Source organism: Enterobacter sp. CM29, from assembly GCF_013179605.1.
GTDB classification, from domain to species: domain Bacteria; phylum Pseudomonadota; class Gammaproteobacteria; order Enterobacterales; family Enterobacteriaceae; genus Enterobacter; species Enterobacter intestinihominis.
The window spans coordinates 1-12,150 of sequence record NZ_JABMCU010000136.1; the positions used below are offsets into that span (position 1 = coordinate 1).

The following is a 12,150-nucleotide window of genomic DNA, read 5'->3' on the forward strand; positions in this document are numbered from 1 at the left end:
CTGATCTACTCTGACCTGGCGGCAGGCCGTCTGGATGCCGCGTTTCAGGATGAAGTCGCCGCGAGCGAAGGCTTCCTGAAACAGCCTGCGGGTAAAGAGTACGCCTTTGCCGGCCCGTCGGTGAAAGACAAAAAATACTTTGGCGACGGCACCGGTATTGGTCTGCGTAAGGATGATACCGAGTTGAAAGCCGCCTTCGACAAAGCGTTTAATGAGCTGCGTAAAGACGGTACCTACGACAAACTGGCGAAGAAATACTTTGATTTCAACGTCTACGGTGATTAATACCTGAATGAGATGCACTGATGTGGTGCATCTTTAGGGGAGTTGTTCCAGTATGGTGCAAGCAATGCACCATATTGGACCGCCGTGTGCATAGTTAAGCATTTTAAATGCAAAAATTCCCGTTCAGAGGCATTAATCTTTGCCTGAGTGAGGGGATTAATGGCACATTAACGGCACCCCGTAGTCGTAAAATCTCGTATTTAGACAGTTTGTTGAGGACAGATATGAAAAAACTGGTGTTGTCACTTTCTCTGGTACTGGCCTTTTCCAGCGCCACCGCGGCATTCGCAGCAATTCCGCAGAAAATTCGTATTGGAACTGACCCAACCTATGCACCTTTCGAATCGAAGAATGCGAAGGGAGAACTGGTCGGTTTTGACATCGATCTGGCTAACGAGCTGTGCAAACGCATTAAAGCGCAATGTACCTACGTTGAAAACCCGCTGGACGCGCTAATCCCGTCCCTGAAAGCGAAAAAAATTGACGTGATCATGTCCTCCCTGTCTATCACCGAAAAACGTCAGCAGGAGATTGCCTTCACGGACAAACTCTACGCGGCTGACTCACGTCTGGTGGTGGCGAAATCCTCTGACATTCAGCCAACCCTTGAATCTCTGAAGGGCAAACGCGTGGGCGTGTTGCAGGGTACGACGCAGGAAACCTACGGTAACGAGCACTGGGCGCCAAAGGGGATTGAAATTGTCTCTTACCAGGGTCAGGAAAACATCTACGCAGACCTGACGGCAGGCCGTATTGACGCGGCATTCCAGGATGAAGTGGCGGCAAGCGAAGGCTTCCTGAAACAGCCTGTGGGTAAAGATTACAAGTTTGGCGGTCCGTCCATTAAGGACGAAAAACTCTTTGGCGTTGGCACCGGTATGGGCCTGCGGAAAGAAGACAACGAACTGCGTGAAGCCCTGAACAAAGCGTTCGCCGAGATGCGCGCGGACGGCACCTACGACAAGCTGGCGAAAAAGTACTTCGATTTTAATGTTTACGGCGGCTAATCGCCCCGTCTGATAACGTGCGGCCCCTCCCGTTGCGGGAGGGGAAAAGACACGGTTCCACCACTCACGAGACGACAGGGCACGCGGTATGCTGTACGGATTTTCTGGCGTTATTTTACAGGGCGCGCTTGTCACCCTTGAGCTGGCTATCAGCTCCGTGGTGCTGGCGGTGCTGATAGGCCTGGCGGGCGCGGGGGCAAAGTTATCCGCCAACAGACCGCTGGCGCTGATATTTGAAGGCTATACCACGCTGATTCGCGGCGTGCCTGACCTGGTGCTGATGCTGCTGATCTTTTATGGCCTGCAAATCGCACTTAACGGCGTCACGGATGCCATCGGCATGGATCAGATCGATATCGACCCGATGGTGGCCGGTATTATTACCCTTGGTTTTATCTACGGTGCTTATTTCACTGAGACCTTTCGCGGCGCTTACATGGCCGTGCCGAAAGGGCACATTGAAGCGGCGACCGCCTACGGTTTTACCTCCTCACAAACGTTTCGCCGGATCATGTTCCCGGCCATGATGCGCTACGCGCTGCCGGGCATCGGTAACAACTGGCAGGTTATTCTCAAGGCAACGGCGCTGGTCTCCCTGCTGGGTCTGGAAGATGTAGTGAAGGCCACGCAGCTGGCGGGTAAAAGCACCTGGGAACCGTTCTATTTTGCGGTAGTCTGCGGCGTAATCTATCTGGTCTTTACGACCGTCTCCAATGGTGTGCTGCTTCTGCTCGAACGTCGCTACTCCGTGGGTGTGAAGAGGGCTGACCTGTGATTGAGATTATTCAGGAGTACTGGAAATCCCTGCTGTGGACGGATGGCTACCGCTTTACTGGCGTGGCGATCACGCTGTGGCTGCTGATCTCCTCGGTGGTCATGGGCGGCATTCTGGCGGTGTTTCTCGCCATTGGCCGCGTGTCGAACAATAAATTTATCCAGTTTCCGATCTGGCTGTTCACCTACGTGTTTCGCGGTACGCCGCTGTACGTGCAGCTGCTGGTGTTCTATTCCGGAATGTACACGCTGGAGATCGTGAAAGGCACCGAGATGCTGAACGCGTTCTTCCGCAGCGGTCTGAACTGTACGGTGCTGGCGCTGACCCTTAATACCTGCGCCTATACCACCGAAATCTTCGCCGGGGCCATTCGTTCCGTGCCGCACGGTGAGATTGAGGCGGCGCGCGCGTATGGCTTTTCCTCCGTGAAGCTCTACCGCTGTATTATTCTGCCTTCAGCGCTGCGCATTGCGCTGCCGGCGTACAGCAACGAAGTGATTTTAATGCTGCATTCGACGGCACTGGCGTTTACCGCCACGGTACCTGATCTGTTAAAGATTGCCCGCGATATTAACTCTGCCACCTACCAGCCGTTTACGGCGTTTGGCATTGCGGCAGTGCTCTATTTGATCATTTCTTACGTCCTGATCAGCCTGTTCCGTAAGGCTGAAAAACGCTGGTTGCAGCATATAAAACCGTCGACGCACTGAGAATTTATGATGGCTGAGAACAAATTAAACGTAATTGATTTGCACAAGCGCTACGGCGAACATGAAGTGCTGAAAGGGGTGTCGCTGGAGGCTAACGCGGGCGACGTGATCAGTATTATCGGCTCATCAGGTTCGGGTAAAAGTACCTTCCTGCGCTGCATCAACTTCCTCGAAAAGCCGAGCGAAGGATCGATTGTGGTGAGCGGACAGAACATCAACATGGTCCGTGATAAAGACGGTCAGCTTAAAGTAGCGGATAAAAACCAGCTGCGCCTGCTGCGCACACGCCTGACCATGGTATTCCAGCACTTTAATCTCTGGAGCCACATGACGGTGCTGGAGAACGTGATGGAAGCGCCGGTTCAGGTGCTCGGCTTAAGCAAGCAGGAAGCCCGCGAGCGTGCGGTCAAATACCTGGCGAAAGTGGGTATCGACGAGCGGCAGCAGATCAAATATCCGGTGCACCTGTCAGGGGGACAGCAGCAGCGTGTTTCCATCGCCCGCGCGCTGGCGATGGAGCCGGAAGTATTGCTGTTTGACGAACCGACTTCCGCGCTGGATCCTGAACTCGTTGGCGAAGTGCTGCGCATCATGCAGAAGCTGGCGGAAGAGGGCAAAACGATGGTGGTGGTGACGCACGAGATGGGCTTTGCCCGTAACGTTTCTAACCACGTTATCTTCCTGCATCAGGGCAAGATTGAGGAGCAGGGGCATCCGGACGAGGTGCTGGCGAACCCGCAAAGCCCGCGTTTGCAGCAGTTCCTGAAAGGCTCGTTGAAGTAGGTTTGGCCTTTCTCCCTCTCCCTGTGGGAGAGGGCCGGGGTGAGGGCATCAGGCCGCAGAGCCGCCCAATTGCCCGGTGGCGCTTCGCTTTCCGGACCTACAAAAACCGTAGGCCGGGCAAACGCAGTGCCGCCCGGCATTCAGACCGCACCACACTCCAGCCGATACACCCAGTCGTCATACCGTACGCCGTTAATCTCGTACGCCTTCTCCAGTACCTGCGTGCGCACAAAACCTGCTTTCTCAAGAACCCGCACCGACCCGCCATTATCCGCCAGCACGTACGCGTTTATCGCCTTCACGCCCGTCTGGTTAAATGCATACTCACACACCGCCCGCAGCGCCTCGCTGGCAATGCCTTTTCCCTGCGCGTCAGGCACAACCGTGTAGCCAATATCCGCCTCTTCACGGTTCGCCGCACTGATTTGCAGGCCGATATCCCCGAGCGGCGTAACGTCGTTATGCAGACGGATCACAAAGACATGCTCCGCCATCAGGCGCGCGGCAAATACGCGGCGCGTCTCTTTTTCAGGCATGATAGCGGCCATATAGCGCATGATGTTGGGGTCTTCGCGCAGAGAGCGAAAGAACGCCCAGTCAGAAGGTTCGAAAGGGGTGAGGTGAAGCCGGGTTGTGGTGATGGTTGCCATAGTTACGCCATATCATCCAGAGATGGCGTATAACTCTAACATATTCACTGCACCACATCCCCCAGCGCCTCTTCCAGGTCATACCAGCGGAACGTAAATCCGGCCGCTTCCAGCCGTTTTGGCAGCGCGCGCTGGCCGCCCAGCACCAGCACCGAAGATTCGCCCATCAACAGCCGAATCGCCGTCGCAGGCACGCGCAGTACCGCCGGGCGATGCAGGGCATGACCCAGGGCGTGAGCAAACTGTTCATTACGTACGGGGTAGGGAGATACCATGTTAAACGGCCCGCGCAGGTCGTTATCCAGCAGCCAGAGAATACCGTTGACCATATCGTCGATATGGATCCACGCCAGATACTGACGACCGTTGCCGATGGGCCCGCCAAGCCCCATTTTAAACGGCGGCAACATTTTACCGAGAATACCGCCTTTCGGAGCAAGCACCACGCCGGTGCGCAGCAGGCAGACGCGGGTGTTATCGCTCTGCGCCCCGCAGGCAATGCGCTCCCACTGGGCGCAGAGTTTATGGGTAAACTCGTTGTGCGGCGGCTCTTCTTCGGTCACCACCACTTCACCGAGATCGCCATAGTAGCCTGTTGCAGAGCCGGAAATCAGCACCGAGGGCGGCATCTCGCTGTTACGAATCAGCTCAACCAGCTTTTCAGTCATGTTCCAGCGGCTGCTGCATAAACGCTGTTTTTGCTCTTCGGTCCAGCGTTTATCAGCGATAGGCTCGCCTGCGAGGTTGATGACGGCGTCAAAGCCGTTCAGATCCTGCCGTTCCGCCAGGCCTTTCCAGATCTCAACGCCGGTGCCCAGCACCTGGCGCGCTTTTTCCGGGCTGCGCGTGACCACGGTAATGTCGTGATGCAACGCCTGCAAACGTGGAATGAGATGGCGACCAATCAGCCCCGTACCGCCGGTGAGCAGGATCTTCATACAACCTCCAGGTTTACGCCTGGCGCTGCCAGCTTAACGTCATGGAGACGGAGTCGGCGTAGCGCAGGGCGTGAAGTTTATCGATCTCCACTTCAGCATAAGTGACCCAGTGGTGTTCGCGTGCGATGTCGAGCACATCCTGAGTTAATTTTTCCAGTAGCGCAAAACGGTTGTTCTCAACGTACTGGATGATGCTTTTGGTGATCGTGCGATAGTTCAGCGCGTCATTGATGTCTTCGCTGGCGCGCGCCTTGTCTGCCGGGTAATGGATCACTACATTCACCACGATATCCTGGCGATTCGCGATCTCCTCCTCTTTGATACCAATGAATGTGCGTAAGCGTAGGTTTTTTATACGAATAATAGCGTCATGCTGGGACATTGCAGGTCTTCTCCGTGTCAGTATTTTTACCTCATCATACATGAGGAGAACACCTGCACCCAACGGGGCACAGGCTCAAATCTGATGGATTTTTTGCATGGCGCGTTCGGTTGCCGGGCGGGTCCGGATGCGCTCAAACCAGTTGTTAACCGCCGGATAAGTGGCCAGGTCGATCCGGTGGCGTTCATGGGTGTTGATCCACGGCCAGCAGGCGATATCTGCGATGCTGTAATGCTCACCTCCCAGCCACGGTGATTTTTCCAGCCGACGGTTCAGTACCCCGTACAGGCGCTGGGTTTCGACCTGATATCGCTCAATGGCGTAAGGGATCGTCTGCGGCGCATAGGCGGTAAAGTGATGATTCTGCCCCAGCATCGGCCCCAGGCCGCTCGACTGCCAGAATAACCATTGCAGCGTGTGATGACGCTCGCGCAACTCCCCGCTCAGGAGCTTGCCGGTTTTCTCTGCCAAATAAAGCAAAATCTCTCCGGACTCAAACAGGCTTAACGGTTTGCCCCCGTCAGAAGGCAGGTTATCAATGATGGCCGGAATTTTATTGTTGGGCGAGATGGCCAGAAAAACGGGGCGGAACTGATCGCCTTTGCTGATATCCACGCGAATGATCCGGTAGTCCAGTTCGGCTTCTTCAAGAAAGAGGGTGATCTTATGGCCATTAGGGGTGGGGGCATAATAGAGATCTATCATTCTCAACTCCTGTCAGTGCGAATAGTGTTGCCATGAAAAATCAGTATAGGTGCTTGTTGTAAATCGTGAGTTTTCATCAAGTGACAGCGAGGCAAAGAGATTATATGTTGAGTGAAAACCGATCAGCCGAAGAGGATGTTATGAGCCAGCCTGTAATAACGTTGTGGTCCGATGCGAACTTTTTTTCTCCTTATGTCATGAGCGTTTATGTGGCGCTGGCAGAAAAGGGGCTTACTTTTACTCTGAAAACCGTTGACCTGGACAGCGGCGAACACCTGAAGCCTCAGTGGCAGGGCTACGCGCTCACCCGCCGTGTCCCTGTGCTGGAGATTGACGGTTTTGAGTTGAGTGAATCCTCAGCGATTGACGAGTACCTTGAAGACCGCTTTGCCCCACCAGAGTGGGAACGCATCTATCCTCACGATCTGCAAAAGCGCGCCCGCGCCCGCCAGATCCAGGCGTGGCTGCGTAGCGACCTGGTGCCGATTCGCACAGAACGCTCCACGGACGTGGTGTTCGCTGGCGTCAAAAAGCCCGCCCTCAGCGAGGAAGGCTTATCCAGCGCCCGGAAGCTGATTGATACCGCGTCATCGCTGCTGTCACAGGGTAACCCAAACCTGTTTGGCGAGTGGTGTATTGCCGACACCGATCTGGCGCTGATGCTCAATCGCCTGATCCTCAACGGCGATGACGTCCCACAGCTGCTGGTGGATTACGCCACCTTCCAGTGGCAACGCGCGTCGGTACAGCGCTATCTGGCACTCTCTGCTAAGCGCGCGGGCTGATAAGACGGGGCGCTTGAGGTATGATAGGGGCAGTCTGAATTCCCGAGGAGTAACTGATGAAACTGATGTTTGCGTCGGATATTCATGGATCGCTGCCCGCGACCGAACGCGTGTTATCTCTGTTTGCCCAAAGCGGGGCGCAATGGCTGGTGATCCTGGGCGATGTGTTAAACCACGGCCCACGCAATGCGTTGTCGGAAGGGTATGCTCCCGCGCAGGTGGCGGAAAAACTTAATCATTTTGCCTCGCGCATTATCGCCGTTCGCGGCAACTGCGACAGCGAAGTTGACCAGATGCTGCTGCAATTTCCCATCACCGCTCCCTGGCAACAGGTGTTGATGGAAAACAGCCGTTTTTTCCTGACCCACGGGCACCTGTTCGGCCCGGATAACCTGCCGTCACTCGCCGCTGGCGATGTCCTGGTTTATGGTCATACTCATATTCCGGTGGCGGAAAAACGCGGGGCGTTTTACCACTTTAACCCCGGGTCTGTCAGCATTCCTAAAGGCGGTAACCCGGCAAGCTACGGCATGTATGAAGACGGGACATTAAGCGTTATCGCACTTAATGATCAGCAAGTTATTGCGCAGATAGCGATTAATCCGTAAGTTACACCACAACTGCAAACGCGCCGAAAGAGCGCTTAGACGAGAAGGTTTCCCGATGGTGGAGCAGAATCATTTGGCAAGTACTGAGTGGGTTGACATTGTCAGCGAAGAGAATGAAGTGATCGCGCAGGCCAGCCGCGAACAAATGCGTGCGGAGCGTCTGCGTCACCGCGCGACTTACATCGTTGTTCATGACGGCATGGGCAAGATTCTGGTCCAGCGTCGCACTGACACCAAAGATTTTCTTCCTGGTATGCTGGATGCCACAGCGGGTGGCGTCGTGCAGGCCGATGAAGTATTGCTGGATTCCGCGCGTCGTGAAGCGGAAGAAGAGTTAGGTATCGCTGGCGTGCCGTTTGCCGAGCACGGACAGTTTTATTTCGAAGATGAGCATTGTCGCGTCTGGGGCGGGCTGTTTAGCTGCGTTTCCCACGGACCTTTCGCCTTGCAGGAAGAGGAAGTGAGCGAAGTGTGCTGGATGACGCCGGAAGAGATCACCGCGCGTTGCGACGAATTCACGCCGGATTCCCTTAAAGCACTGGCGCTGTGGATGACCCGCAACGCCAAAAACGAATCCGCTAAACCGGAAAATAAGGCGGAAAAAGAGGAAGAGGCTGAGTAAGCCTTAACAGCTTTCCCGCAGACACAGGCTGGACGCGATGGGTTTATGGTCGCGCCAGTCTCCGTCATTCAGACGTTCCAGTAACGCTTTCCCGGCTTCAATCCCAATCTTGCGATGCGGTACTGCCATCGTCGTCAGCGGCGGCTGACAGACGCGGCTGACGTCGCTGTCGCCAAAGCCCACGACCGCTAAATCGTCCGGCACCTTGATGCGCCGACGCTGGCACTCATATAGCGCGCCGCAGGCCAGTTCATCTGACACGCACACCAGCGCATCCAGCTCCGGCCACGCCAGCAGAAACTCCGGCAATTGTGCCGCACCGGTGGAAAAGCTCGGCGGCATGGCGGCATTAATCACTCTGTTTGGCGACAGGTGGTGGCGCAGCATCGCCTTGTACCAGCCCTGCAAATGCTGCTGAAAAATCCACTGCTCCTGGTTAGCGCACAGCAGGCCGATATTCTGGTAGCCGCGCTGAATCACCATTTCGGTAAGTTCATACATGGCGGCGACGTTATCAATCCCGATATTCATATCAATAGGATCGGCACGCATTGCACCCATTTCCATCACCGGGATAGAGGCGTTTTTTAGCCAGTGTCGCACGGTATCGGAGTGCTCGACGCTGAGCAGTATCGCCGCGGCGATGTTCGAGGCCAGCAGCGTTTCAAGCAGTTTCTCTTCCTGTTCAAGACGATGCTGAGATTCCGCCAGCATAATCTGATATCCGGCTGGCTGGAGCACCTGCTGTAGCCCGGCGAACATCTCGGAACAGCCAGCTTCGGAAAGATTGGGTACAACCATCGCAATCGTCCATGACGATGCCGATGCCAGTGCGCTGGCGGCAAGATTGGGCATGTAACCCAGCTCCTGCACCGCGGCTTCAATTTTTTCACGCAGTTTATCGGAAACCTGTTCGGGCGTGCGGAGGGCACGGGAAACAGTCATCGTGCCTACGCCGGCAAGCTGCGCGACATCCGCGAGCGTTACTTTTCCGGTACTGCGCCGTTTTCGGGTTAAAGACATACATCTTCCTGCTGACAGGACGCGATTTAGTTTCATCCTTCATTTTACGTGACAGGCAGTATACGCCTTAAATCCCTTTTTTTGCTGTGATTTCGCACCAGGATAGCAATTTGATAGCGCTATCACAGTTCTGCATGTTAGTGGTTGGTAGCGCTATCTTTGTGATCGCGATCGCAGTCATTAATTGATGGGTTGAATAGAGTTTGCCCATGTCTGGTCTTAAGCGGGAGTGAAAAATGCTCAAAAAGTGGATATATGATACAACTATCATCCTACAGGATAGCGTTAAAAGCTGGCCCCAGGCGCTGGAACTGTGCGCGAAACCGCTGCTGGATTTGCAGGTCATTGCGCCGGAATATGTCACGGCTATCATTGAGCAGCATCACAGGTTAGGTCCCTACTATGTGCTGGCTCCTGGGCTGGCAATGCCACATGCGCGACCGGAAGAAGGGGCGAAAGGACTTGGCCTGTCATTATTAAAACTGAAACAGGGCGTCTCATTTGGTGCTGGTGAGTTTGACCCCGTCGATGTGATTGTGATGCTGGCGGCGCCGGACAAACATAGCCATATCGAAATGATCTCCGCCTTAGCAGAATTATTTTCCAGCGACGAAGATATGGCTGAATTACATCGGGCGAATACGCTGGAGGAGATAAAAACCGTTATCAATCGCTTCTGATTTAATTATTTAATCCGATACATCTCAACATTACGCGTCAGCGTGATGGGGCGTACTCTACTCAAAAAAGGGGATAACAATGAAAATTATGGCTATTTGCGGCTCCGGCCTGGGCAGCAGTTTTATGGTCGAAATGAATATTAAAAAGGTGCTCAAAAAACTGGAAATTGAGGCAGAGGTTGAACACTCCGATCTCTCCTCGGCCACGCCGGGCGCGGCGGACCTGTTTGTAATGGCGAAAGACATTGCCGCCAGCGCCAGCGTGCCGGAAAGCCAGCTGGTGGTGATCAACAATATTATCGATATCAACGAACTCGAAGCGCAGCTGCGCGCCTGGTTCGAAAGACAATAATCCTGAAAAGGCGAGGTGGATATGTTTATCCTTGAAACGCTGAATTTCGTTGTTGATATTTTAAAAGTCCCTTCAGTCCTGGTCGGGTTAATTGCCCTGATTGGTCTGGTGGCGCAGAAAAAAGCCTTTTCAGATGTGGTAAAAGGCACAATTAAAACCATTCTCGGCTTTATTGTACTGGGCGGCGGCGCAACCGTGCTGGTGGGCTCTTTAAATCCGCTCGGCGGTATGTTTGAGCACGCCTTTAATATTCAGGGCATTATTCCCAACAATGAAGCTATTGTGTCAATTGCCCTGGAAAAATATGGTGCCTCCACCGCGCTCATTATGGCTTTCGGGATGGTGGCGAATATTATTGTCGCGCGCTTTACCCGCCTGAAGTACATCTTCCTGACCGGGCATCACACCTTCTACATGGCGTGCATGATTGGCGTGATCCTGACGGTCGCAGGCTTCGAAGGGGTAGGGCTGGTCTTCACCGGTTCGTTGATCCTCGGCCTGATTATGGCCTTCTTCCCGGCGATTGCGCAGCGCTATATGAAGCGTATTACCGGCAACGATGAGATCGCCTTCGGTCATTTCGGCACGCTGGGCTACGTGCTGTCCGGCTGGATTGGCAGCAAGGTCGGTAAAGGCTCGCGCTCCACCGAAGAGATGAACCTGCCGAAGAACCTCAGCTTCCTGCGCGACAGTTCGATCTCCATCTCACTGACCATGATGATTATCTACCTGATTATGGCGGTGAGCGCCGGGCGTGAGTACGTGGAGGCCACCTTCAGCGGCGGCCAGAACTACCTGGTGTACGCCATCATTATGGCCATCACCTTCGCGGCAGGCGTGTTTATCATCTTGCAGGGTGTGCGCCTGATTCTGGCGGAAATTGTCCCGGCCTTTACCGGCTTCTCGGAAAAACTGGTGCCCAATGCGCGACCTGCGCTGGACTGCCCGGTTGTCTACCCGTATGCGCCAAACGCGGTGCTGATTGGCTTCCTGTTCAGCTTCCTCGGCGGGATTGTGGGCTTGTTCATCTGCGGTCAGTTTAGCTGGGTGCTGATCCTGCCGGGCGTCGTGCCGCATTTCTTCACCGGTGCAACGGCGGGCGTGTTTGGGAACGCCACCGGCGGACGTCGCGGGGCGATGATTGGCGCCTTTGCTAACGGCCTGCTGATCACCTTCCTGCCGGTCCTGCTGCTGCCTGTTCTGGGCGCGATTGGCTTTGCGAATACGACCTTCTCGGACGCCGACTTTGGCGCCGTCGGGATTGTGCTCGGCAACCTGGCGCGCTTCCTGTCGCCGCTTGCCATCACCGGACTGGTTGTTGTGTTGTTTGCGCTGCTGGTGGCCTACAACGTCTTCGCTAAAAACAAACCTGCCAGCGGTAACGCGCAGGAAAACCCCGGAGCCAAATCATGAATGAGAATGAAATAACCGAACTGGCGCGTCAGATCCGCCTTGAGACGCTGAAATCCCTGACGCAGCTGGGTTTTGGTCACTACGGCGGCAGCATGTCAGTCGTTGAAACACTGGCCGTTCTGTACGGCGCGGTAATGAAAATTGACCCGGCCGATCCGGACTGGCCAGAGCGCGATTACTTTGTGCTGTCGAAGGGACATGCGGGCCCGGCGCTGTACAGCACGCTGGCGATTAAGGGCTACTTCCCGATTGAAGAGCTGAGCACGCTAAACCAGAACGGAACGCGTCTGCCAAGCCACCCGGATCGCCTGAAAACACGCGGCGTGGATGCCACCACCGGATCGCTGGGGCAGGGGATCTCCATTGCAGGCGGCATGGCGCTGTCGCACAAGCTGGCAGAAAGGCCAAACCGGGTGTTTTGCATCGTTGGCG

The 12,150-nt window shown here is 54.9% G+C and carries 16 protein-coding genes and 1 pseudogene; 12 read left to right on the top strand and 5 right to left on the bottom strand.

What is annotated here, in order from left to right:
• From HP459_RS15985 to hisP, 5 genes are all read left to right on the top strand, one after another.
• Positions 1 to 285: transporter substrate-binding domain-containing protein (locus HP459_RS15985; protein WP_171936474.1), on the top strand; the 285-nt coding region annotated here is incomplete at its 5' end.
• Between the two features lie 224 nt (positions 286 to 509).
• Positions 510 to 1,292, top strand: a complete 783-nt coding sequence (gene hisJ / locus HP459_RS15990) for a histidine ABC transporter substrate-binding protein HisJ (protein WP_003861421.1) — start codon at positions 510 to 512, stop codon at positions 1,290 to 1,292.
• 88 nt (positions 1,293 to 1,380) lie between these two features.
• On the top strand, positions 1,381 to 2,067 hold the full coding sequence (locus HP459_RS15995) for a histidine ABC transporter permease HisQ (protein WP_006811404.1): 687 nt from the start codon (positions 1,381 to 1,383) through the stop codon (positions 2,065 to 2,067).
• Positions 2,064 to 2,777: an ABC transporter permease gene (locus tag HP459_RS16000; protein ID WP_003861424.1), complete on the top strand. Its 714-nt coding sequence runs from the start codon at positions 2,064 to 2,066 to the stop codon at positions 2,775 to 2,777. Before HP459_RS15995 ends, HP459_RS16000 begins: the two co-directional genes overlap by 4 nt.
• Positions 2,778 to 2,786: 9 nt before the next feature.
• On the top strand, positions 2,787 to 3,560 hold the full coding sequence (gene hisP, locus HP459_RS16005; protein ID WP_003861426.1) for a histidine ABC transporter ATP-binding protein HisP: 774 nt from the start codon (positions 2,787 to 2,789) through the stop codon (positions 3,558 to 3,560).
• 140 nt (positions 3,561 to 3,700) lie between these two features.
• Here the strand turns inward: hisP and HP459_RS16010 are convergent, their stop codons facing one another.
• From HP459_RS16010 to yfcG, 4 genes are all read right to left on the bottom strand, one after another.
• Positions 3,701 to 4,210: a GNAT family N-acetyltransferase gene (locus HP459_RS16010; RefSeq protein ID WP_063853425.1), complete on the bottom strand. Its 510-nt coding sequence runs from the start codon at positions 4,208 to 4,210 to the stop codon at positions 3,701 to 3,703.
• A 44-nt stretch (positions 4,211 to 4,254) separates the two neighbouring features.
• A complete protein-coding gene (locus HP459_RS16015; RefSeq protein ID WP_032623851.1) occupies positions 4,255 to 5,148 on the bottom strand; it encodes a TIGR01777 family oxidoreductase in 894 nt (297 codons plus the stop codon).
• Positions 5,149 to 5,161: 13 nt separating this feature from the next.
• Positions 5,162 to 5,530 (bottom strand): dihydroneopterin triphosphate 2'-epimerase, encoded by a 369-nt coding sequence (gene folX / locus HP459_RS16020; RefSeq protein ID WP_003861432.1) that lies wholly within the window; start codon positions 5,528 to 5,530, stop codon positions 5,162 to 5,164.
• Positions 5,531 to 5,605: 75 nt separating this feature from the next.
• Positions 5,606 to 6,235: a GSH-dependent disulfide bond oxidoreductase gene (gene yfcG / locus HP459_RS16025; RefSeq protein ID WP_022648841.1), complete on the bottom strand. Its 630-nt coding sequence runs from the start codon at positions 6,233 to 6,235 to the stop codon at positions 5,606 to 5,608.
• 140 nt (positions 6,236 to 6,375) lie between these two features.
• Here yfcG and yfcF point away from each other — a divergent pair, with 140 nt between their 5' ends.
• The 3 genes from yfcF to yfcD are packed head-to-tail and all read left to right on the top strand — an operon-like array spanning position 6,376 to position 8,250.
• Positions 6,376 to 7,020 carry a glutathione transferase gene (yfcF, locus tag HP459_RS16030; protein ID WP_171936475.1) on the top strand — a complete coding sequence of 215 codons (645 nt, stop codon included), beginning with the start codon at positions 6,376 to 6,378 and terminating at the stop codon, positions 7,018 to 7,020.
• A 56-nt stretch (positions 7,021 to 7,076) separates the two neighbouring features.
• A complete protein-coding gene (gene yfcE / locus HP459_RS16035) occupies positions 7,077 to 7,628 on the top strand; it encodes a phosphodiesterase (RefSeq protein WP_171936476.1) in 552 nt (183 codons plus the stop codon).
• A 55-nt stretch (positions 7,629 to 7,683) separates the two neighbouring features.
• A complete protein-coding gene (gene yfcD, locus HP459_RS16040) occupies positions 7,684 to 8,250 on the top strand; it encodes an NUDIX hydrolase YfcD (protein WP_006811396.1) in 567 nt (188 codons plus the stop codon).
• A gap of 3 nt (positions 8,251 to 8,253) precedes the next feature.
• Here the strand turns inward: yfcD and HP459_RS16045 are convergent, their stop codons facing one another.
• The gene (locus tag HP459_RS16045) at positions 8,254 to 9,273 is read right to left on the bottom strand and encodes a LacI family DNA-binding transcriptional regulator (protein ID WP_023300631.1); all 1,020 of its coding nucleotides are present in this window, start codon (positions 9,271 to 9,273) and stop codon (positions 8,254 to 8,256) included.
• Positions 9,274 to 9,509: 236 nt separating this feature from the next.
• Between HP459_RS16045 and HP459_RS16050 the strand changes: the two genes are divergently transcribed.
• The 4 genes and pseudogenes from HP459_RS16050 to HP459_RS16065 form a co-directional block, all read left to right on the top strand.
• The gene (locus tag HP459_RS16050) at positions 9,510 to 9,953 is read left to right on the top strand and encodes a PTS sugar transporter subunit IIA (RefSeq protein ID WP_063150329.1); all 444 of its coding nucleotides are present in this window, start codon (positions 9,510 to 9,512) and stop codon (positions 9,951 to 9,953) included.
• 79 nt (positions 9,954 to 10,032) lie between these two features.
• Positions 10,033 to 10,305, top strand: coding sequence for a PTS sugar transporter subunit IIB (locus tag HP459_RS16055; protein WP_003861447.1), 273 nt, complete (start codon positions 10,033 to 10,035; stop codon positions 10,303 to 10,305).
• 21 nt (positions 10,306 to 10,326) lie between these two features.
• Entirely contained in the window at positions 10,327 to 11,718 is a 1,392-nt protein-coding gene (locus tag HP459_RS16060; protein ID WP_017383437.1) for a PTS ascorbate transporter subunit IIC, read from the top strand.
• Positions 11,715 to 12,150 (top strand): annotated as a pseudogene (locus HP459_RS16065) (transketolase); the annotation flags it as partial. The gene HP459_RS16060 and the pseudogene HP459_RS16065, both read left to right, overlap by 4 nt.